The organism is Vibrio bathopelagicus (assembly GCF_014879975.1).
GTDB classification, from domain to species: Bacteria; Pseudomonadota; Gammaproteobacteria; order Enterobacterales; family Vibrionaceae; genus Vibrio; species Vibrio bathopelagicus.
This window is the reverse complement of sequence record NZ_CP062501.1, coordinates 812,207-835,163: the sequence shown is the minus strand read 5'-3', so window position 1 is coordinate 835,163 and position 22,957 is coordinate 812,207. Positions and strand designations below refer to the sequence as shown.

Annotated in this window: 19 protein-coding genes; 9 read left to right on the top strand and 10 right to left on the bottom strand. The window is 44.5% G+C overall.

The window, feature by feature from the left end; translation table 11 throughout:
• The first annotated feature begins 41 nt into the window (after window positions 1-41).
• The 5 genes from rbsA (at window position 42) to IHV80_RS20030 (ending at window position 5,831) form a co-directional block, all read left to right on the top strand.
• Window positions 42-1,547 carry a ribose ABC transporter ATP-binding protein RbsA gene (gene rbsA / locus IHV80_RS20050; protein WP_192892038.1) on the top strand — a complete coding sequence of 502 codons (1,506 nt, stop codon included), beginning with the start codon at window positions 42-44 and terminating at the stop codon, window positions 1,545-1,547.
• Window positions 1,544-2,530: a ribose ABC transporter permease gene (gene rbsC, locus IHV80_RS20045; protein WP_192892037.1), complete on the top strand. Its 987-nt coding sequence runs from the start codon at window positions 1,544-1,546 to the stop codon at window positions 2,528-2,530. Before rbsA ends, rbsC begins: the two co-directional genes overlap by 4 nt.
• A gap of 137 nt (window positions 2,531-2,667) precedes the next feature.
• Window positions 2,668-3,546, top strand: coding sequence for a ribose ABC transporter substrate-binding protein RbsB (gene rbsB, locus IHV80_RS20040; RefSeq protein ID WP_192892036.1), 879 nt, complete (start codon window positions 2,668-2,670; stop codon window positions 3,544-3,546).
• A 225-nt stretch (window positions 3,547-3,771) separates the two neighbouring features.
• Window positions 3,772-4,734 carry a ribokinase gene (rbsK, locus tag IHV80_RS20035; protein WP_192892035.1) on the top strand — a complete coding sequence of 321 codons (963 nt, stop codon included), beginning with the start codon at window positions 3,772-3,774 and terminating at the stop codon, window positions 4,732-4,734.
• A 95-nt stretch (window positions 4,735-4,829) separates the two neighbouring features.
• Window positions 4,830-5,831 carry a substrate-binding domain-containing protein gene (locus tag IHV80_RS20030; protein ID WP_192892034.1) on the top strand — a complete coding sequence of 334 codons (1,002 nt, stop codon included), beginning with the start codon at window positions 4,830-4,832 and terminating at the stop codon, window positions 5,829-5,831.
• Between the two features lie 87 nt (window positions 5,832-5,918).
• On the opposite strand, the gene IHV80_RS20025 is transcribed toward IHV80_RS20030, so the two are convergent.
• The 3 genes from IHV80_RS20025 to IHV80_RS20015 form a co-directional block, all read right to left on the bottom strand.
• The gene (locus IHV80_RS20025; RefSeq protein ID WP_192892033.1) at window positions 5,919-6,710 is read right to left on the bottom strand and encodes a carbon-nitrogen hydrolase family protein; all 792 of its coding nucleotides are present in this window, start codon (window positions 6,708-6,710) and stop codon (window positions 5,919-5,921) included.
• Between the two features lie 145 nt (window positions 6,711-6,855).
• Window positions 6,856-7,299 (bottom strand): lysozyme inhibitor LprI family protein, encoded by a 444-nt coding sequence (locus IHV80_RS20020; RefSeq protein ID WP_192892032.1) that lies wholly within the window; start codon window positions 7,297-7,299, stop codon window positions 6,856-6,858.
• A 39-nt stretch (window positions 7,300-7,338) separates the two neighbouring features.
• Window positions 7,339-8,001: a hypothetical protein gene (locus IHV80_RS20015; RefSeq protein WP_192892031.1), complete on the bottom strand. Its 663-nt coding sequence runs from the start codon at window positions 7,999-8,001 to the stop codon at window positions 7,339-7,341.
• Window positions 8,002-8,298: 297 nt separating this feature from the next.
• Between IHV80_RS20015 and IHV80_RS20010 the strand changes: the two genes are divergently transcribed.
• Complete coding sequence (locus tag IHV80_RS20010; RefSeq protein WP_192892184.1) at window positions 8,299-9,867, top strand: EAL domain-containing protein; 1,569 nt, start codon at window positions 8,299-8,301, stop codon at window positions 9,865-9,867.
• Window positions 9,868-10,065: 198 nt separating this feature from the next.
• Here IHV80_RS20010 and IHV80_RS20005 read toward each other — a convergent pair whose 3' ends face one another.
• On the bottom strand, window positions 10,066-10,965 hold the full coding sequence (locus IHV80_RS20005; RefSeq protein ID WP_017108419.1) for a LysR substrate-binding domain-containing protein: 900 nt from the start codon (window positions 10,963-10,965) through the stop codon (window positions 10,066-10,068).
• A 138-nt stretch (window positions 10,966-11,103) separates the two neighbouring features.
• Between IHV80_RS20005 and IHV80_RS20000 the strand changes: the two genes are divergently transcribed.
• Entirely contained in the window at window positions 11,104-11,952 is an 849-nt protein-coding gene (locus tag IHV80_RS20000) for a DMT family transporter (RefSeq protein ID WP_192892030.1), read from the top strand.
• Between the two features lie 224 nt (window positions 11,953-12,176).
• On the opposite strand, the gene IHV80_RS19995 is transcribed toward IHV80_RS20000, so the two are convergent.
• Window positions 12,177-12,656, bottom strand: coding sequence for an Sbal_3080 family lipoprotein (locus tag IHV80_RS19995; protein ID WP_192892029.1), 480 nt, complete (start codon window positions 12,654-12,656; stop codon window positions 12,177-12,179).
• 195 nt (window positions 12,657-12,851) lie between these two features.
• Here IHV80_RS19995 and IHV80_RS19990 point away from each other — a divergent pair, with 195 nt between their 5' ends.
• Window positions 12,852-13,250, top strand: coding sequence for a hypothetical protein (locus IHV80_RS19990; RefSeq protein WP_192892028.1), 399 nt, complete (start codon window positions 12,852-12,854; stop codon window positions 13,248-13,250).
• Between the two features lie 95 nt (window positions 13,251-13,345).
• Here the strand turns inward: IHV80_RS19990 and IHV80_RS19985 are convergent, their stop codons facing one another.
• The 5 genes from IHV80_RS19985 to IHV80_RS19965 all read right to left on the bottom strand — a co-directional run bounded on the left by IHV80_RS19985 (window position 13,346) and on the right by IHV80_RS19965 (window position 19,870).
• Window positions 13,346-13,735, bottom strand: coding sequence for a carboxymuconolactone decarboxylase family protein (locus tag IHV80_RS19985; protein ID WP_192892027.1), 390 nt, complete (start codon window positions 13,733-13,735; stop codon window positions 13,346-13,348).
• Window positions 13,736-13,793: 58 nt separating this feature from the next.
• A complete protein-coding gene (locus IHV80_RS19980) occupies window positions 13,794-14,150 on the bottom strand; it encodes a MerR family transcriptional regulator (RefSeq protein WP_192892026.1) in 357 nt (118 codons plus the stop codon).
• A gap of 882 nt (window positions 14,151-15,032) precedes the next feature.
• Window positions 15,033-16,148, bottom strand: a complete 1,116-nt coding sequence (locus IHV80_RS19975) for a hypothetical protein (RefSeq protein ID WP_192892025.1) — start codon at window positions 16,146-16,148, stop codon at window positions 15,033-15,035.
• Between the two features lie 367 nt (window positions 16,149-16,515).
• Entirely contained in the window at window positions 16,516-17,112 is a 597-nt protein-coding gene (locus IHV80_RS19970; RefSeq protein WP_192892024.1) for a hypothetical protein, read from the bottom strand.
• 160 nt (window positions 17,113-17,272) lie between these two features.
• Window positions 17,273-19,870 (bottom strand): molybdopterin oxidoreductase family protein, encoded by a 2,598-nt coding sequence (locus IHV80_RS19965; RefSeq protein WP_192892023.1) that lies wholly within the window; start codon window positions 19,868-19,870, stop codon window positions 17,273-17,275.
• Between the two features lie 472 nt (window positions 19,871-20,342).
• Between IHV80_RS19965 and nirB the strand changes: the two genes are divergently transcribed.
• The gene (gene nirB / locus IHV80_RS19960; RefSeq protein ID WP_192892022.1) at window positions 20,343-22,925 is read left to right on the top strand and encodes a nitrite reductase large subunit NirB; all 2,583 of its coding nucleotides are present in this window, start codon (window positions 20,343-20,345) and stop codon (window positions 22,923-22,925) included.
• The last annotated feature ends 32 nt before the right edge of the window (window positions 22,926-22,957 follow it).

The following is a 22,957-nucleotide window of genomic DNA, read 5'->3' as shown; positions in this document are numbered from 1 at the left end:
GGCACAACCAAATACAACTGGCCCCGAGTAAAGGAACCGACATGACTCAAGCCATTTTAGAACTTAGCTCAATTGAGAAAGCCTTCCCTGGTGTGAAAGCACTAGATAAGGCGAGCCTCAACGTTTACCCAGGACGCGTAATGGCGTTAATGGGTGAAAACGGTGCAGGTAAATCGACGCTCATGAAAGTGCTCACCGGCATTTACCACTTGGATGGCGGCACTATTGCCTACCAAGGTAAACCTGCGGCATTTAAAGGACCTCGTGATTCACAACAAGCCGGCATTAGTATCATTCACCAAGAATTGAACCTAATTCCAGAGCTAACCATCGCCGAGAACATCTTCTTAGGTCGTGAAATTACAGGGACTATGGGTCGCATCTTGTGGAATGAGATGTACCAAGAAGCGGACAAGCTACTTAAACGTCTTAATGTAAAACACAGTTCGAAAACACTTTTAGGTCAGTTAAGCCTTGGTGAGCAACAAATGGTAGAGATCGCGAAAGCCCTATCGTTTGAATCTAAGGTCATCATCATGGATGAGCCGACTGATGCACTAACCGATACTGAAACTGAATCGCTATTTAAGGTGATTAACGAGCTACGTTCTGAAGACTGTGGCATTGTTTACATCTCTCACCGCTTGAAAGAGATCTTTGAGATTTGTGATGACATCACGGTACTTCGTGACGGTAAGTTCATTGGCCAATGTGAAGTAAAAGACACCGACGAAGATGGCCTAATTGAGATGATGGTTGGCCGTAAGCTAGACGAGCAATATCCACGTATCGGACAGAGCCACGGTGAAACCTGCCTTGAAGTAATTGGCCTAACGGGTTCTGGTGTTCACGATGTGAGCTTTACTCTAAAGCGCGGTGAAATCTTGGGTGTATCTGGCCTAATGGGTGCAGGTCGTACTGAACTGATGAAAGTGATTTACGGTGCCCTTCCAAGTGAGCGCGGCGTTATCAACTTAGAAAACAAAACCATCAATCCTGTAAGTCCCAAAGATGGCTTGGCCAATGGCATTGCTTACATCTCTGAAGATCGTAAAGGCGATGGCTTAGTTCTCGGGCTTTCGGTGAAAGAAAACATGTCTTTATGTTCGCTTGATCTACTGACTAAAAGCGGGCAAATCCAACATAAAGATGAAGTGATGGCGGTTGACGATTTCATCAAGCTGTTCAACATCAAAACCCCGACTCGCGAACAAATCATTGGCAATCTTTCTGGTGGTAACCAACAGAAAGTGGCTATCGCTAAGGGATTGATGACCAAACCAAAAGTACTGATTCTCGACGAGCCAACGCGTGGTGTCGATGTCGGTGCTAAGAAAGAGATTTACCAACTCATTAATAAATTCAAAGCTGACGGCATGAGCATTATTTTGGTCTCATCTGAAATGCCAGAAGTGTTAGGAATGAGTGACCGCATCATGGTGATGCATGAAGGCCGTGTGAGCGGTGAATTTGATGCTAAAGAAGCAAACCAAGAATTATTACTGGCGTGTGCGGTCGGTAAAAAGATCAACGAGGACGCAGCATGAGTACTAAAACCATGAGCAAAACAACTGAAGCTCCAAAGAAAAAACCGTTAATCAGCAAAGAGTGGCTGATTGATCAAAAGTCATTGATTGCTTTGATCTTCCTGATTGTTGTCGTTTCTTTCTTAAACCCAAACTTTTTTACTGTCGATAACATCCTGAACATTCTGCGCCAAACCTCGGTTAACGCAATTATCGCTGTGGGTATGACGCTGGTTATCTTAACCGCGGGTATCGACTTGAGTGTTGGTTCTGTACTTGCACTTTGTGGCGCGTTCGCAGCCAGCATGATTGGCATGGAAATCCCAGTGATGATAGCTGTTCCAACGGCTCTAGTAGCAGGTGCTGCATTAGGTGCTATCAGTGGTGTAATTATTGCCAAGGGTAAGGTTCAAGCCTTCATCGCAACGCTTGTGACCATGACGCTACTACGCGGCGTAACCATGGTTTACACCGATGGTCGTCCTATCTCAACTGGCTTCACAGAGACAGCAGACGCATTCGCTTGGTTCGGTACAGGCTATGCAATGGGCATCCCAGTTCCAGTATGGATCATGGTCGTAGTATTCGCAGCAGTATGGTACCTACTTAACCACACACGCTTTGGTCGCTACGTATACGCTCTTGGTGGCAACGAATCAGCAACTCGCCTATCAGGCATCGACGTAGACAAAGTGAAAATCGGCGTTTACGCAATCTGTGGTCTGTTAGCTGCCGTTGCTGGCATCATCGTGGCATCTCGCTTGTCATCAGCTCAACCAACCGCAGGTATGGGCTATGAGCTAGACGCCATCGCCGCAGTTGTACTTGGCGGCACAAGCTTGGCCGGCGGTCGTGGTCGTATCATGGGCACATTGATTGGTGCATTGATTATCGGCTTCCTAAACAACGCCCTAAACCTATTAGACGTATCTTCTTACTACCAGATGATTGCAAAAGCAGTGGTTATTCTTCTGGCGGTATTGGTCGACAACAAAAACAAATAAGACTCTAGTTTGAGTCAATGCAACACCCTGCTTTTTCAAAAAAAAGCATCTATAAATAACGAACATTAAATCTATAAATAATGTAACAACGAGCTAGGACTCACCTCCTAGCTCACCCTACACAAAGGACTTACACCATGAAAAAATTAGCGACTCTTATTTCTGCTGCTCTTCTTTCTACAACGGTATCTGTGTCTGCACAGGCGCAAGATACTATGGCGATCGTTCTGTCTACATTGAACAACCCATTCTTTGTAACTATGAAAGATGGCGCAGAAGCGAAAGCTGAAGAGCTAGGCTACAAGCTTATCGTTCTTGATTCTCAAAACGACCCAAGCAAAGAGCTTTCGAACATTGAAGATCTAACCATTCGTGGTGTTAAAGCAATCCTGATTAACCCAACGGATTCAGACGCTGTGTCTAACGCTATTCGCATTGCGAATCGCTCAGACATTCCAGTACTAACACTAGACCGTGGTGCAAGCCGTGGTGACGTAGTGAGCCACATTGCTTCTGATAACGTAATCGGTGGTGAAATGGCGGGGCACTACATCATGGAAAAAGTAGGCGAAAAAGCGAAAGTTATTCAACTTGAAGGTATCGCAGGTACTTCAGCTGCTCGTGAGCGTGGTGAAGGCTTCATGAACGCGGTAAACGGCAGTGACCTTGAGCTTCTAGCAAGCCAACCTGCGGATTTCGACCGTACTAAAGGTCTAAACGTAATGGAAAACTTACTTGCTGCGAACCCAGACGTGCAAGCGGTATTTGCTCAGAACGATGAAATGGCACTAGGTGCTCTTCGCGCAGTTCAAGCTTCAGGTAAAGACGTAATGATCGTTGGCTTTGACGGCACTGAAGATGGCATCGCTGCTGTTAACCGTGGTCTACTAGGCGCAACCGTTGCACAACAGCCTGACCTAATCGGTTCTCTAGGTATCGAGATGGCAGACAAAGTACTGAAAGGCGAAACAGTAGACGAGTACGTACCAGTACCTCTAAAAATTGTCGCTAAGTAACTCTGTTTAGTCACTCAGTTTAGCGCTGGAATCTAATTAAGCAGGGAGTCCCCTTCTCCCTGCTCATTAACTGATTAACTCATTAGTTCATTAACTCAAAAACGCGACAGTGCATCGCTGTTTCTCATACGCCGCCTAGCGAGGCGAGCAATCAACGTAATGTGAATTAACGTAATGAGAAAGACCCATGCATTTTCAAATACGATATATCATAAGGCTCGTATCATGACTCAACTGATTGTTTTAGGTAGCGTTAACGCTGACCACGTACTGCAAGTTCCTTCGTTCCCTCGTCCGGGTGAAACCTTGATTGGCGGTAACTATCAGGTCATCCCTGGCGGCAAAGGCGCAAACCAAGCAGTGGCTGCTGCGCGATTAAACGCAGATATCGGCTTTATCGCTTGTGTCGGTGACGACCCATTTGGCATCAACATCCGTCAAGACTTCGCCAAAGATGGCATCAATATCGATGGTGTTATCGTTGCAGAGAACACTCCAACTGGTATCGCAATGATCCAAGTATCAGCCACAGGTGAAAACAGTATTTGTCTTTCTGCTGAAGCCAACAACAAGCTGACTTGTGCCCAAATTGAACCGCACCTAGAGAAGATTCGTAGTGCTAAATACCTGCTAACTCAACTTGAAACTCCGATTGAAGGCATTGAATACGCAGCAAAAGTAGCGAAAGAAAGTGGTACTCAAGTTATTCTGAACCCAGCCCCTGCTCGCCCACTATCGGATAGCCTATTAGCGTGTGTTGATGTGATTACGCCAAACGAAACCGAAGCGGAAGTTCTGACTGGCATTACCGTGACAGACAATGAATCGGCTCACACTGCGGCATTGGCTCTGCACGCAAAAGGTATTGAGACTGTAATGATCACACTTGGCGCTAAAGGCGTTTGGGTAAGTCATGGCGGTCAACGTAATAAAGAAGGTCAAGGCAATGAAGGCGGTAAAGGCGAGTTAATTGCAGGATTCCGCGTTGAAGCAACGGACACCACCGCAGCCGGTGACACTTTCAACGGTGCGTTGGTAACCGGTTTGCTTGAAGACATGCCATTAGAGCGCGCGATTAAGTTTGCTCATGCCGCCGCTGCAATTTCTGTGACTCGCTTTGGTGCTCAAACATCGATTCCAAGTCGCTCTGAAACCGATGCGTTTTTAGCAGAACGTTTATCGGCTTAGTCGTTAGCTTTCAAACTATAAATAAGTAAGCATAAGCCCCTGTTTTCAGGCAGAATATCGCGCAACGTGGCAAGTTACTCCCACAAGGATTTTTTATGGCAACAATGAAAGACGTCGCTCGGCTCGCAAAGGTTTCAACTTCAACCGTTAGCCATGTGATCAACAAGTCACGTTTTGTCAGTGAAGAGATAGCTGAGCGTGTTAACAGTGCGGCTAAAGAACTCAACTATGCGCCTTCTGCATTAGCTCGTAGCTTGAAAATGAAGCAAACCAAAACCTTGGGTATGCTGGTTACTACATCTACTAACCCATTCTTTGGCGAAGTGGTGAAAGGTGTTGAACGTCGTTGTTATGAGAAAGGCTACAACCTCATCTTATGTAACACCGAAGGCGACAGCGAGCGCATGAAATCATCTATCGATACTTTGCTTCAAAAGCGTGTCGATGGCTTAATGCTGATGTGTTCAACCCTTGAAGGCGAGCACATTGATGTATTTGAACGCTACCCAGAATTACCTATCGTTGTTATGGACTGGGGCCCAATGTTGTTCGCCAGCGACAAGATCCAAGATAACTCGCATCAAGGCGGCTACATGGCAACCAAACACTTGATCGATAATGGTCACTCGAACATTGGTTGTATCACGGGCCCACTTCACCGAAATCAAGCATCTTCCCGTTACTTAGGCTTCAAGCAAGCAATGGAAGAAGCAAAACTAGAAATAAACCCTAAGTGGATTGTTGAATCAAACTTCGAGTGTGATGGCGGTTTTGACTCCTACCAAGCACTAAAAGCTCGTGGTGAAATGCCATCGGCACTGTTTGTGAGTAATGACATGATGGCCATGGGTGTGATTCACGCTGCTGCGCAAGATGGCACATCGATTCCAAACGATCTTTCTATCATTGGCTACGATGACATTCATTTGTCAAAGTACATGACCCCTGCGCTAAGCACAGTCCACCAACCAAAACATCGTTTGGGCAAAGCTGCTGTAGATACTCTATTAAACCGGCTCAAAACACCTGATGCGTATCCGCAGGTTGTTGAACTGGAACCAACGTTAGTTGAACGAAGCAGCGTAAAAGCAATATAACGCTCTTTCCAACAGACCAAAGCAGTAGACTAAAACAACAAAGGGGCAAGGTTATCTAACCTTGCCCCTTTTCGATCCTACGCCATTCTAACGACTCAACACAGACGTTATCTGCTCTATTTCGTCTAACACATCAACGCCGTTATATTGAGGAGCAAGAGACAGGTCTTGAATGCTCACTGTTTCAACCGACTGTTTATCCGAACATTGAAGCACCAAGTCTCCCTTTGGTGAGTAGGTTCTGCTACCGCCACAATACGTCGCGGTAAAGGCATCAACCACATCTTGCCCTACACGGTTGCAAGTCACGATATGGCACCCTTCCTCCAAAGCCCTAGCTTGAGCGACAGCGAAGCTATGATGACCACCAAAGTTCGCAGGATGAAGGATAACATCTACCGACCGATACGCTCTCATGATCTCTGGGAACCAAATATCGAAGCAAATCGCGACACCAAACTTCAAACCTTTATAGTCGAATGTCAGTAGTTCATCCCCTCTCGAGAAATACTGTTTATCGAATTTCGTTTGGCTGATTTTTCGATACTTGTGGCGTAAGCCAGAAGCATCAACAACAACGACACTGTTGTAATACTCACCTTCATCTTTCTCGGCAACACCTGCAACAATCAAAGTTTGATATCTCTCAGCGAGCAGGGTTAACGAATCAATGGTAGAGCTGTTGTTAAAGTCTTCGCTCAGTTCATGAATTTCTGCGGCATCGTTAAAAATATATCCAGTAGAGAACAGTTCTGGAAGCAAAGTGATATCACCGACTGACGCCTCGGCTTCTAAAAGCTCAGTGACTAAAGCGACGTTCTTTTGTTTGTTTTTGTATTCAACTTTAAGCTGAACGAGAGTGACGCTGACATTATTCAAAATCGAATCCTTACTCGGTAACACTTATGCGCGACAGAGTAAGACAATCCCCTATCGCTTTCTTATTCGAAGCCCAATGGTTGAAGCAAGCGCACACTCTAGTCTGCATTGAGATTCATCTATTCTATTGCCTTCTAATTCTTTTCTAATACTGGCTTCTATTAAGCTTTGGTTCTGGCAAAACTGGCGGTGTACTATCCATGTAAGTTAAGAAGTTCCCCCACACCTCATGTGTACGTTGTTTGGTTAACTTCGTCTTGCAAGACAGCGCCATAACCCCTCGAATGGAGCCATCACGCCATTGGGTATACACCGAGTCACAATGTGCTGTCATGTAAGCTTGCCAACTGTCTTGAGCCACCCTAATTGAACTGACTAGCTCCGCATCATATGCATTGTGTTCAAAGCTCGCTTCAAGGTATTGATCAAGTTCCACTTGTGCAGTTTCCAACTCGATCGACGCACATTGATTGATCTCTATGGTATTCATCGCATTCTCACAATCGATAGCATCATCGGATGCTGATGCTGATGCTGATGCTAGCAAAGATAAACACGTTAATAACACGACCGTTAAAACCTTTTTCATTATTGTTCCCCTAATTCAAAAGCACGTGTATGCGCCCTATTAATGCCAAGCGTTGCGAATCTTAACGACATGAGACGCCAATTGTTGATAACTGCGTTTAGGGTTATGACACAAGATGACGAAAGCATATAACCACAGAACAAGAAGCATGGAAAACAAACCTGACTGGAAACCATCTAGGTACAACTCAGGTAGCAAGTCGATTACCTTTTGATAGTTCGCTATTGAAATTGTTGTTTTATTGCTAATCAACTCATACGTTACATTTATTGGGCTTACTAAGGCCCAAACTAAAAACCACGACACGCCGGCGACAGGTACTAAACTCAGTAGCGGGTTAAGTTGCTTAACCGGGAAAATGAAATACAAAAGCATAATCAAATACAGAGCGGCTAAAAATAAGCTCCATGCGTGAACACTGACTTCAAAAATCCGATAACGCTCATCGACATACATGATTAACACTACCGCCCCCAATACACCAAGCGATAGTAATTTTCCCACATACCTCGTTTTAGAAAACCTGATCAGTACATAACCAATCACAAGAAGGAAGCACGAAAGCCAAGCTAACACTTCTGGTTTGGTCTCAAAAAGACGAGGTGTTGCGGAATTAGACAAGATAAAGATCGCGTAGGTAGGACCTATCATCAAAAACGCGATGAACACACGCACCAACATCCAAATCATATTTTTTATCATTACGCTCAAATCCACCCACTCGCATTATTTCAAAAATTACAGATCTCAATTTGATGATAAAAAACCGGCAACAATCCGCTTCATCAAAAAACGCAAAAGTGCTGAACAAAAAAACGACGTTCTCAACCTTGGAAGCATATCTAACGTTCTGATTTTTATAGTAAGACGATAAAACACTCTATTTCAATCAATAACACGTGCGCACATTCACACTATTTATGCATTGCCTTGCATCGCTATCGTTAAATTTATAAATTAACTCGAATGCTCACCCAAATCGGTAACGCTTCTCCAACTATGGATATCAAGTACCAACATTTTGCCAAGACTTCGTTCTACTTTGCCATTTCTTTCTTTTTTTCTATGGCATTGCTTATCCCTTTTACACCGTCTCATTACCAGAATTTAACCGAAGACACATCGAGACTCGTCGAAACAAGGCTTGAGAGCATCCAATCAAGGTTTGACCTTTTTTTATCAGGCATCACACCGAGCCACACTTGCGACTCAATGGTTAGGCAGCTCCGCCAAACTGTTTTTGATGCCGATTGGGTAAAAGAAGCGGCGGTATTCAATAAAGACGACCGTTTTTACTGCTCGACTACCGATGGCGACGTATCGTTTCGCCTGTACAGCACCATCAGACAAAGACTCAATGACGACCCTAACTTAACAACCTTGTCGTATTCAAATTCAGCGATCACTCAAGTGCAATCCATCATGCTTATGTTCTCGAATAAGGACGATGCGGGAGTTAGCCTGATGATTCCACCACATTTCATCTATGACACAGTCGAGACGAACCTTAACAACCATGGAATTCAGGCCAAAGTTGAGGTGATCAAAAGAGATATCCACCCATCTGATATCGGCCCATCCATCGCCAAAGTGCGAATACAATCGAACATCTACCCACTCACCATCACGTCATACATTGGGTACCAGTATTATTTGAACTTCATGTTAAGTTATTTGTGGTTTGGCTTTTTGATGGCAGGAATTACCACCATTATTCTCCTTTCTATCAAACATAAAAAACAGAGCCAACGTAGCTTAGAGTACTCGCTGTCTAGCGCACTCAAAAACAAACATCTACATGTTCACATGCAACCTATCGTCAACCGAAACACAACGGAAATCGTAGGCTGTGAGTCGCTGCTCAGGTGGAACGACCCAATTGAAGGCAATGTGTCCCCTGCCATCTTCATTCCTCTGGCAGAAAGCCTGGGGTTGATTGAAGACCTGACCTACTTTGTGCTGCGTGAAGTGTTGTACACGATGAAGAATCACCGCGAGGTGTTTGAGTCAAAATACATTAGCGTCAATATCAGCCGAAACGTTGTCTCCAACAGTAACTTCGCCAACAAAGTCATTAGCATCTATAAGAAGAACCCAGATATTCTCAAACAGGTGGTTTTTGAAGTCACTGAGGATGGTGAGTGTTCTGATGCGGATATGGTCAAAATCAAAAACAACTTAACCAAGCTCGCTAACTTAGGCGTGAGAGTCGCGATTGATGACTTTGGTACTGGCTATGCGGGATTAGACTTTGTAAGACAGTTCCCGTTCAGCATTCTCAAAATCGATCGCGTTTTTGTGAAAAACATTTCGGACGAATCGAGCCTTGGTATCCCTTTACTCGAATCAATGCTTCAGTTGTCACGTACCCTAGGCATGCAGGTAATCGTTGAAGGGGTTGAGTACGAATCCCAAGTGAACATCTTATCTAAACTGGGCGTGGACTATATCCAAGGCTTCTATTTTTATAAGCCAATGCCGATAAACCTGACGATCAGCTTACTCAGACAGCAGCACATGACCACGAACCATAGCGATCAAATCTTATCCACCTCAATACCAGAATAGAAATAAGTGTAAGCAGGTTCATTGATGGCAGCCTGCGTTACACTCTTTTTACTTTGAGTTACGACGCTCACAGCGTTTCCAACGAGTATAAGCGCGTTGTTCACGCCCCTAAAATACAAAATGCGTGTTATCTAAATAACACGCATCTCTAATCTCTAATAAAGTGAGCTGGTTTTCTTCAACGCTACACTTCACTGTTTACTCATAATCAAAACATTGCTGTTTGAGCCAATGGCCTAAAGTTTTGATTTCAAACTGCTTAGCTCTCGACTTTTTGTAGACAAAGTACATATTGTCGCCAGTCGGCAAATCGTGCATTGGGATACGAACCAAGTTTTGTTGAAGATCTTGGTCGTTAAGAAAGTAATCGTTCAGGAATGCGATACCTTGATGATATTTCACGGCCTCGGCCGCCAGTACCATGTGGCTGAACTGGCTAATTTTCACATCCTTTGGCAAGCTGAAACCACCACGTTCACACCACTGAATCCAGTCTTTCGCTTCACCGCCGTCCTTGAAGATTGAACTTACTGAAAGTAACTGCTGATCCCATAGTGCCTCTGGCAAAGGTTTATCTTCGATTCTCTGCCACACCTTTTGGCTACAGAACGGATAGAGCTGCTCTTTGTATAGGAAGTCACTAACGTAGTTTTTCTTTGGCGGGTAGGCAGTAATAAAGCAGTCGGCTACTTGATCCGAGAACTCAGGCTCATCAGCTACCATACTTAACGTTAAATCGATTTCTGGATGCTGTTGGCGTAAGTTTTCGAGCCTAGGCACCAACCATTTCACCGCCAAAGAACTGTACATTGCAATCCGAATTTTCCCACTGTCACCTTCGCGGATTTGGTAGCTGGCTTGAGCGATATTCTGCAATGAATGAGACACATCTTCGTAGTAACGCTCTCCTATCGGGGTGAGCGATAAACGCCTTCCCTGACGCACAAACAAAGTTTCACCTAAGTATTCCTCTAGCAAGCGAACCTGATGACTCACCGCACTTTGAGTAACATGAAGCGCGATAGCCGCCTGAGAAAAGCTATTTAAACGAGCGACCGATTCGAAACATTGTATTGATCTCAAAGGGGGTAATTTCATTATTAGCTCAGCTCATACTAAGTGAATTTTTATCATTATATATGAAACGATTTTATGCATTAAGATTACGCCATCACATTTCTTCATTTTCTTTTAACTCACACTGAACACGTGTCAGTCAATGATAGGAGCTTCTTCATGCCTACAATGTCTGTTGGAATGGCAATGAGTTTACTCATTGTCGGCAATCTAATTGCGGTTTTCTCTGATGCCTTAATTAAAACCTTGGGTGAAGACACTGCTGTGTTTCAATTTGTCTTCTTCAGACAGCTAACTGCCGTGTTGATCCTTCTGCCTTTTTGTATTGGTGTGAGTAAAAAGAGCTTCACCGACGGGCTGAAATGGCATGCTCTGCGTGCGCATATCTGGTTGCTGGGCGCAATTTTTATGGTGTTTGCCATCAATGCCATGCCATTGGCCACCGCCAACGCGATTTTCTACGCCGCACCTTTGATGATGCTGCCTTTAGCCTTGGTATTTTTCAAAGAACAACTCAGTCGCTACTCTATTGCTGCTGGAATATTCGGCTTCATGGGCGTTCTGGTCATCATTCGTCCAACACAGATCGATTGGGCGGCCATTGCAGCGCTTATCGTGGCGTTAACTATTGCCAGTAATAACTTGTTAATTCGCAAACTTCCGAAGCACCAAACCGTGGCACAAACGTTGTTGTTAACCAATTTAGCAGGAGTTCCGGCATCACTTGGACTCGCCATTTGGGAAGGCCGTGAATGGGATTGGTCACCACTTATCACTGCTGCAGGGTCAAGCGGCTTTATCCTCATCTACGCGGCGATATGTGTAGTCACTTACCGATCGGCAGAAAGCAATAAAATCGCCAGTGCTGAATACAGCGGCTTACTCGGAGCGGTGGGAGTTGGGTTGGTCTGGTTTGGTGAAATGCCTGATATTGCAATGGCGATTGGCACTGCGATGATCATACTGCCGCTCATCTGGCTGGCTCGAAATGAAAAGAAGCAAAGCTAACGAAGTTTATTGATACCAGGCCTGAATACCAAGCGAGGTTAGTAAGGTATCACCTCAGACAAGAGCTTTAATTAATCTGAACGATGTGAAGCCGTAACGGTAAAAGCGACGGCTTCACATTTTCGTCTCTTCGTCTCTTCGTCTCTTCGTCTCTTCGTCTCTTCGAACTAAGCTTAAAGAGAAATAGAAAGTGAATAAAGGGATGAACTAGTACACCAATTAGACTAGTTCGTCGCTTTTGAATTTGATGAATTGGCCGCTTTCGTCGCTTCTTCAGCGGTTTTCTTACCAAATACCGTATCCATCATGAAACCAATACGCTTAGTTGCATTACCGAACTTGTTCGGGTTCGCCGTATATGGAACTTTAAACTCGACTTCACCGACTCTTTGCCCGTTCTGATAAGCATTGATCTCCGCTTGCTTTAAGAACAACGCTAAGTCCCAGCCCCAATGGCCTTCATACTCCAATGTTAGCTTATCAAGATCGTGCTGCGACTTATCTGGTACGACGGTGTAGGTATAATCGTTATCTTGCAGCCATGTTTCCATGGTATTTAAAAACCCTTCACGTGTTTCAGCGTCTTTAACAATCACAACATCCACTTCAGTCGTAGGTTCTGGAATCGCGCTCCCTGTGTAACGAGGGGCTCCACAACCAGCCAAAATTAAAACCGAAAGCGATAATAGTAGGTATTTTTTCACGTTATACATCCATTAACAATTAACTGCGTGAATGATACCACATCAAAAAAAACGACATATTATATAAACAAAGATTAACCAGACATTCCTTGTTACATAAGTCACTGAAAAGCCGCGAAAGAAAACACAAAAGCCATAGGTCTCCTTTGATGAATATTTAACGTCATCGTATCTTAAGTGCATAAAAGGAATATCATGGAAAAGACACTTCAAACCAAACTGGCGACAAGCCTATTACTGCTGAGAGTCGGCATTTTTATCGTCTTCTTGTTCTGGGGATTGGATAAAATTCTGGTGCCAGAACACGCGACAAAAGTACTGTCTGGTTTTTATGGCATCGACATCTCGGACAACGCGATGATGGCGCTGGGTGTCGCGCAGCTCGGCTTTTTAGGCGCATTCGTTGTGGGTATATGGAAGAAGTACACCTACGGCACGGTTTTAGTTTTGCATGCAGGGTCCACCTTCGCCTCTTTCGCTAAGTACATGGACCCGTTCAACAACCTACTATTCTTTGCCTCTTGGCCAATGCTTGCAGCTTGTGTCGCACTATTCTTACTACGCGACTACGACACTTATAGCGTTTCCAACTAACACAAAGGGCGCCATTATTGGCGCCCTGTTTGGTTTGCTTTCAATAAAACAACAAGCCCAACACTGGCATAAAGTGCCAAGTGTTAGACATCGAATTAACTGTTGTGATATGCCACTCGTTCAGCGAGCACTTCTTTGAATGCGAACATCCCATTCAACGCAGCAGGAAAGCCAGCGTAACCAGACATCTGAATGATCACCTCTTTGATCTCTTCTTCACTGCAACCCACATTAAGCGCCGCATTCAAATGCACTTTAAGTTGTGGGGCGCAGTTGCCTAATGCCGTTAACGCTGCCACCGTCGCGATCTCGCGAGATTTCAAATCCAAGCCTTTTCGCGCATAGATATCACCAAAAGGATACTCGATGGTGTACTTGGCTAAATCGGGGCTGATATCTTGTAGGCTATCAATAACATTTTGCCCTGCTTCACCATCAATCTGTTTAAGCAGCTCTAGTCCTTTCTCAAAACGTGACGTTTCCATTATGTTACTCCTATGTATTCAATAGGAGCACAGCATACAAGTTAGAGTTCACTCTAAGTCAACGCACTTTTCCATCTTTATACAGGTCAATTTTATCTTCCAGAGCGGAAAGGTGGGATTGCTGCTGCGCAATGTGCGCTTTTAAACTCTGTTGGTGCTGTTCTAGCAAGGCTTGGCGTTCAAGTACCGTTCTGCTGCCCAGCTCCCTTAGCCGAGCGTATTCCAATATCTCTTCGAGTGGCATGGCCGTTTCTTTTAAGCGAATCACAAACTCAATCCACTTTACGTCTTTCTCGGCATACACTCGGTGCCCACTGCTGTTGCGCTGAACATTTTTAAGCAAGCCGATTTTTTCATAGTACCTAAGCGTATGAGCCGACAAACCCACCAAGCTAGAAAACGCCTTCATGTTCATTGTATTACTTCCTTAGTAGCCGAATAAGCGAACACTTTATTTTAGGTAAATAATACTAACACCGAACCAGAAACCGTTGCCCTAGAAACACAAAACCCAACTGTGGAATGAAGAATGCCAAGCGTTGGGAATCACTCTTAAATGCTTTGTATGGATAATAAGCACTCCAATAGGGTAATGTGAGACCCAAGCTTTAGCTGCAACTAAAGCTTTCTATGTAGCAGTTCGTTTAAACGCTGGCTCCTCTATTGAGAGAGCGATAACAAGTACGAACGTCAGATAGAACTCCAAGCACCACACTCGAACAGTCTTGTTATGTATGAATTTTCGCCAAAAAACTGAATGGAAACTGAATGCCAAACTTCATTGACAAGTCTATGTCATTTGTTGCCTGACTCCACCTAAACTCTCGGCTCGATTTAAATACTCTTTAAGATTAAATAATGAAAAAGATAGTTGCTCTAATTCCACTTAGCTTTCTACTGACGGCATGCGCTGGTTCTCCGGCAAATCCCTATACTGCCAGTAATAGCTCAGGTCAGCCAAGTAGTGTTCTCTGTAAAAATGTTGGCTTCTTACTTTTCTATAGTAGAAACCATGATGCATACGAACTGATAAACACAATACAAGAACGAGAGGACATATCTCAGGGAGAGTGCCAAGCTTACATACGTGATGGAAATAACTACGCGCAAACTATGTATCAGCTATCTCAAAGCTCATCTTACTAGCTATAGGAGGCTTTATTGCCTCTTTTTATACATAACGCCGCGTTAAGTAGTGAGCAACGCTAACCACCTAACTTAAACCATTGCACCTTAAACACTAAAGCTGACCCAAACTGAAAATGCCGAGCGTTGGGAATCTGTCTTAAACGCTTTGTTAGGCGCAAAAAAGTTCCAGTTGCTTAAATAGTGCTTGATTAAGCCCTAGTGGAACAACCTTCTTTAGGCTATTATTGGCTGGCAACAATTCATCTTTTATTTCTGTTTGAATTGACCGCGGAATACCTACCATGCTGAAGCTAACGACTGGCATTATGTTAGCACTATCAAAACTTTCTATCTGTTCTATCGTGAATAGCCGTGCCAATGCCTGAAGTTGCTTTTCTTGTGTTGAAACATATGCAATACATACATCATGACAAGATTCAGAAAACAATACCTCCGGCATTCTGAGTAAATAAATATCCCATGCGGTAGACTTAATTATTGAAATAGCCTTTTCTTTTGGGGTGTTGGATTGTATACCTAACAATCGACCAGCATTATCACAGAAATAATGAAGAGCAAGGTGAGCCTCTCTAGCAAGCATAATACCCAAGTCTTGCTTTAAAAAGCGGATAAATTCATTATATTGCTCTACTGGAGAAGAGTTCTTCATTTCAGACTTTCGGATCAGAACCATTTTGATCAAAGCTATCTCCGTAGCTTCAATCATTGATGTTAGATTAGATTTACTATAACTATTAATAAAGCTGTCTACCCGCTTCTCTGCTACTTCATAGAGATCACTAACTCCCAAGTTACTCGTATAGTATCGAACAGCTTCTTCGTTAGGAATTACTTCTCCAGTTTGAAGGAAGTGAGGCTCATCCATTGAATGTATTTTGAGTAATGATTCTGTTCTTCGTACTGCGTTCTTTCTAAAGTCTTCTAACGATGACTTCGAGAAGTGTTCTAAATAGTAAAACATCGCACTAGAGTCCCAGCCTTTCTGAACTAAAAACTTAAGAAACTCTCTAAACCCGTCCGTAGCTTTTCCTTTGTGAACAAACCTATCGAGAAGATCCAATACATTGGAGTCAAGCAACGATGAAGGGTACATAGATATATCTATTTTCCCTTTTGTTAAAAACTCCGAGTTAAATAATGCTGGTCTCTTGCCTCCCAATTGATCAATAAGAAAAACAGGATTTTCACTACCAAATTCTATTGTTTCATTAAGAAATTCTGACTTATAAGGCGAATCAGAGACATTCCAAACATACGAATCCATTTTATCTTATCCTTTTTCACGATCTTGTGACAAACTCAGGCGCCTAACAGCTATATTAGACAGAGTAATTCTGCATTTTGTCCCTGAAACAATTCTGTCTAGTAATCTAAACCGTTCAGGCTCTGTCTAATAACCCATTTAATAACAGCACCTTACCAGCTTGCTTCTTTATCAAACATGACGAAAAGCAGAAAAATTCCATATATTCTCCGCAAAATGTAGAAAGTGGCTCAATGTGTGAGTTAGTCGTCATCTTGTTCGTTAATTTCTTCGCCGCAACCTAGGCATTTTGGTTCTAGATCTGTGGGTAGCATGATGATTAAGCCGCAGTGTGGGCACAGGTCGCCTTGGTTATACATAGTCACTCCTAAGCAGCGCTGAATTCGCCAGTGTATGAGATAAGGCCGGTTTTCTTGCCTTTGAGTAGAATGGTTACGCCATGATCGTTCATGCCTGTTATTTGCCAACCGAGCTTTTCAGCCTTGGCTAATGTGGTAAGGGCTTTGGGTTTATCTTCAAGGCTTTCCATAATCGCGGCTACGTCGGTCTCTTCGCCAATCGCTTCAATGAGTATCGGGTTGTCGTAGTCGACTTCGGCTAGCGTTTTGCCTTGCTCGTTCACTGTTAGCGATAAAATGCGAAATACGGCTTTGTCGTTATAATCTTTAATATGCGACTTACCTTCATCATCAACCTCTCCGTCAATGGCAACAATGTAGCCAGGCTTCCCTTGGGCAATGGCTTTAACGTGTTTTGCACGCTCTACGCCACCCGCTCGAGTTCTTCCATCATTGTCTGTTTCCATACCACTGTTGGCAATATCGAACTTATCGCCGATTTTTGTGCGGTTCCATGCGCGTAGGTAAATCCCTTTGGCGTTCTCACTTCCCCAAGACCACACGGTGTTGTGAAGCGGAGCCTCCAGTTTTTGTTCAAAGAATTTAGAAATGGCCAATTTAGACATCAATTTACCTCTACCTAGAAATTATGGAACACCATACCAATTCGTAAAATGATATGTGAAACTTGTTATTTAATCAATCGGTATTGCATACTTAAAAACAAAAACGCCGACGTAATTGTCGGCGCTTAACTTTAAGTATGAACAGGTTAGGGGTAGTCAGCTACTTCGCCAATGTACTCAAAAACTCGGCTTCGAACTCTTCATCGGCTTCTCGGGTTAGGCATGCCACCAGCCAATCTATGCTTTCATGGTCGAGCTTACTGTTCACTACGAACGCTTGCTTCACACCAAATTGATCCAGCTTGGCAGAGCCATAATTCTTGAACGATTTATTGCCGTGGTAATGGAGTGATTTTATTGCCTCCACGTTAGGTTCTGGCAAGGCATCAAGGGTGTTAGCAAGCTGAATCACCAACTCCATTGGGTTCTTAGATGAGGATATACGATACAGAAAACCGCCCTCCACTCTTTGGCGAACCCAATAGTCAAAGCCGCTGCAATCCATCACTTTGTCGCTGACCAACGCGGCTTCACTACGATAGCCACACGGCTCTACCACAACAGGTGTGTGTTTGAATTCTGGCTGACCAGAGGCTGCATCCGTATGAGGCAAGATCAAGTCACACGGCTTGCTATCTTTGGCGGTCGGAGCATTCCAATGAATAGGCATAAACACCTGTTCACGGCGCATCTCTTTGGTCACCACTAAGCGCGCTTGGCATTCGCCTTGTGCGCTGCGCACTTTCACCACTGGGTTTATAGTCGCGTGGTTGAAGGCATCTAAACCAAATTCATCTAAGCCGAACTCTTCTAAGCCAAGTGCAGCGACCGTATCTGGGTGCATGGCTACAAAAGGTTCCGGTGTGTGCTCACCTAAGCCAGCAGCCAAGCCAGTTCGGCTCATGGTGTGCCATTGATCTCGGATTCGCCCTGTGTTCATGATTAGCGGAAATTCGACACTGGTATCAGCGATAGGCTTATCGTGTTCAACTGCAATAAACTGCGCCTTGCCAGATTCGGTAAAGAACTCGCCATTGGTAAACATGCGCTGTTCAATGATCTCTGGTTGATATTCAAGTACCGGCCACTGCTGTGGAGTCAGCTCGCCATAGCCTTTTTCGTCCAGTGTGGTTAATCCAATTAAGCACAAATCACGCGCTTTGCCCGTTTCATTGCCGAGAGCTGTCATCTCGCAATACTCTTTGAAGATCTCACCTTCGTGGCGGAAGTCAAACTGCTCTTTGAATCCCATTTTCTGCGCGACTTCTTTTAAGATCCACCAATCCGGTTTGGCTTCTCCAGGGCTTGGTAATATACGGCGCTGACGTGAGATTCGACGCTCAGAGTTAGTCACAGTGCCGGACTTTTCACTCCAACCCTGCGCGGGTAGCACCACATCAGCCAAACGTGTGGTTTCCGTATCGGCAATGCAGTCAGACACCACCACAAACGGGCATTTCTCTAACGCGGTTTTGATTTTCTCACTGTCAGGCAAACTCACGACTGGGTTGGTTGCCATAATCCACACGGCTTTTATCTTGCCCTCATTCATGGCATCAAACAGGTCGATCGCTTTCAACCCTGCATGAGTGGCTAAGCTGTCGGTCTGCCAAAATTCGCTCACGGTTTGGTGTGATTGTGGATCACCAAATTCAAAGTGCGCCGCTAAAGTATTGGCTAAGCCGCCTACTTCACGCCCACCCATCGCGTTTGGTTGGCCTGTGACAGAGAATGGCCCCATGCCCGGCTTACCTATTTTCCCGGTCGCTAAATGACAGTTAATAATGGCGTTTACCTTGTCACACCCTTGTGTGGATTGGTTTACGCCTTGAGAGTAGATGGTAAGTACTTTCTCTTTAGATGCGAACAAATGATAGAACTGTTCGAGTTGTTGCTCGCTAAGCCCTGTCAGTTCAGGAACGCTTTTTTTGCCCCAACCTGATTCGGTATAGCGATAATCTGTAGCGGTTCGTATCGCTTCAGTAAAACCTTGGGTGTGTTTTTCGATGTAGTCTGAGTCGAGCTTGTCGTTGTCATCTAAGTAGGCTAGCAAACCATTGAACAGCGCCACGTCTGAGCCTGACTCCAATGCCAAGTGTATATCAGCAATTTCACAGGTGTCGGTGTAGCGCGGGTCAATGACGATCACTTTCATGTCTGAGTTGGCTTGTTTGGCAGCACGTAAGCGCTGAAAGAGAACAGGATGACACCAAGCGAGATTTGAGCCAGTGATGACGACCACTTCTGCTTGCTCGAGATCTTCATAGCAAACCGGTACTGTGTCTGCACCAAATGCACGCTTATGCCCAACCACAGTTGAAGCCATACAAAGGCGAGAATTACTGTCGATATTGCCGCTACCGATGAAGCCTTTCATCAGTTTATTGGCAACATAATAGTCTTCAGTAAGCAGCTGACCAGAAACATAAAACGCGACGGAATCGGCTCCAAATTCTTCGATCGTTTGATTGAATTTGTCTGCGACTAACTGAGTTGCACTGTTCCAATCCAGCTCTTGTTTTTGGTCATTCTGAAGATGAGCTGGTTGTGTAAGACGACCTAAAGGCGTGACGGTGTCGCCAAGCGCAACCCCTTTAGTACATAGCTTTCCGTAATTTGACGGGTGGTCTTTATCACCACGTACTTCTAGTTTTCCTAGCGATGTCGGTCTCGCTTCTATTCCACACCCTACACCGCAATAAGCACAGGTCGATTTTATCCAGCCGCTGTTTGAATCGGTCATCCGTTTCTCGCTCAATTATCCATAATTGTAATAACTTGAACCAAGCAAATAACACGCCACTTAACACTAATTGTTGAACTTGAAAAATTAACCATACAAAACAACAACTTAATAAACAAATAAATATCGACAATGAATCCAGAAGAACTTAATAAAAATGGAAACTTAATTTTTGCACCATCTTGTAGAAAGTTGCACCACAAACGCTCATTTATGCCAGTCTAACAAAAAACCAACTTACCACTTTAGTGGTAAGTGCGTACCGCTGTGGATTTTTAAGCTTTTGAATTTTCTGTATTAATTTTTATTTAAATGAGCAGACCACAATCTGGCATCCTCCTTGCTCAACTAAAAACCAAGACTTAGAAAAAACATTTTTGTTTTTCTTGGTGATTATGAATTGAGTGGAATCTCAACCCGGTATTCACCTGCTAACGACTAGAAATTAGATGCTAGTAATGGTGAAGCCGAGAATAAGGAATGGATTATGAGCAAGAAGAAAATCGTCGTTGTTGGTAACGGCATGGTTGGACACAAATTTATCGACAACATCCTGCAATCAGAGAGTGATGAGTTTGATGTAATTACTTTTAGCGAAGAGCCAAGGCTAGCGTACGACCGTGTTCAGCTAACCGCTTACTTTAATGGTAAAACCGCTGATGACTTGTCATTAACCAGTGAAGAGTATTACCAAAGCAACGGCGTGAACTACTTGTTGAACCAGAAGGTCGCCAAGCTAGACACAGCCAATCAACAAGTCATCACTGAGAGTGGTCATGTTGAAAGTTACGACAAGCTAATCTTGGCGACGGGCTCTTTCCCTTTTGTTCCTCCTATTCCCGGTAACGACCAAGAACACTGTCACGTTTATCGTACTATCGAAGACTTAGACGCCATCGAGCTTTCAAGCAAGAGCAGTAAATCAGGCGTGGTCATTGGTGGGGGTCTGCTTGGCTTAGAAGCCGCAAACGCAGTCAGAAACCTTGGCTTAGAAACCCATGTGGTTGAATTCGCTCCTCGCCTAATGGCCGTTCAATTAGATGACGGTGGCGGTGCCCTACTGCGCAGAAAAATTGAAGACCTTGGTGTGCAAGTTCATACTGAGAAAGCCACATCTGAAATAGTTGCAGGCGAAACCTCTCGCTACCGCATGAACTTCGCGGATGGCACCCATCTAGAAACCGATATGATCGTATTCTCTGCCGGTATTCGCCCTCAAGATGAGCTAGCAAGAAGCTCTGATGTCGAGATTGGCGAACGTGGCGGTATTGTCATCAACAATCACTGTCAGACCAACATCGATAACGTCTACGCCATTGGTGAATGTGCGCTTTGGGACAACAAGATCTTCGGCTTAGTGGCGCCTGGTTATTCCATGGCAAAAATCGCGGCTTCGCATATTGTCTCTGACGGCACTGACGAGTCTGAATTCACTGGCGCAGACATGAGCACCAAACTCAAACTGCTTGGTGTCGATGTGGCCAGTATTGGTGAAGTACACGGCAAGACGGAAGGCGCTCAGTCGTATACCTATAACGATGAAATCGAACAAGTTTATAAGCGCCTGATCATCTCAGCTGACGGTACAAAGATTGTCGGTGCAGTATTGGTTGGTGACGCAGAAGCCTATGGCTCGCTACTGCAAATCAAGCAAAACGATATGCCACTGCCAGAGAACCCATCGGTACTGATTTTACCTAACTTGGCGGATGATTCAGGCTCAGCAATGGGTGTTGAAGCTCTGCCAGACAGCGCTGTGATTTGTTCATGTTTTGATGTGACCAAAGGCGACATTAAAGACGCGGTATCTGCTGGTTGCACCACCATGGCAGCACTGAAAGAAACCACCAATGCCTCAACAGGTTGTGGCGGTTGTTCTGCTCTTGCTAAACAGGTTCTGGATAGTGAGCTAAGTAACCTAGGTGTTGAAGTCTCTAACGACATTTGTGAGCACTTTGCTTATTCTCGCCAAGAGCTCACTGACATCATCCGCGTCAACAAAATTAAGACCTTTGATGAGCTGTTAGATTCTCACGGAAACGGACTAGGTTGTACCGTATGTAAGCCAGCAGTCGGTTCAATTTTGGCTTCTTACTGGAACGATTACATCCTCGAAGATCAACATATCGAACTGCAAGACACCAACGACATCTACCTCGGTAACATGCAAAAAGATGGCACCTACTCTGTGGTACCACGTATTGCTGGCGGTGAAATCACACCAGATAAGCTAATCGTGCTTGGTGAAGTCGCTAAAGAGTTCGACCTTTATACCAAAATCACAGGCGGTCAACGTGTCGACTTGTTTGGCGCGCAGCTTAACGAACTGCCTATCATCTGGAAAAAGCTGATCGATGCAGGTTTTGAAACTGGCCACGCCTACGGCAAATCGGTTCGTACTGTGAAATCGTGTGTTGGTAGCACTTGGTGTCGATACGGTGTCGACGACAGTGTTGGCTTAGCGATTCGACTTGAGAACCGCTACAAGGGCTTACGCTCGCCACACAAGATCAAGTTTGCGGTATCTGGCTGTACTCGTGAATGTGCAGAAGCGCAATCGAAAGACATTGGTGTTATCGCAACAGACAAAGGTTGGAACCTCTACATCTGTGGTAACGGCGGTATGCGCCCTCGCCATGCAGACCTATTCGCCACTGATTTGGACGAAACCACACTGCTTCAATACATCGACCGCGTTTTGATGTTCTACACACGTACCGCAGACCGCCTACAACGAACATCGGTATGGATGGAGAACCTTGAAGGCGGCATTGAATACCTCAAGCAAGTCGTGATTGAAGACAAGCTAAATGTTGCTGAAGAACTCGAAGCGGACATCGCACTCAACATCGAGAAATACCAGTGTGAATGGAAAACCACCATTGAAAACCCAGAAAAGATGAAGCGATTCCAGCACTACATCAACAGTGAAGAAATGGACACTAGCCTGTCATTCATCAAAGAGCGAGAGCAACGTTTTCCTAAGCCGAGTTTGAGTGATTCTTCGAATGCAAAACGCGATGAAAAGTTAACTAAAGCAGACCAAATCGAAGTCACGGAAGTTTCGTAAGCCTCATGGACGTGTGAGTGAATCAGTAACAA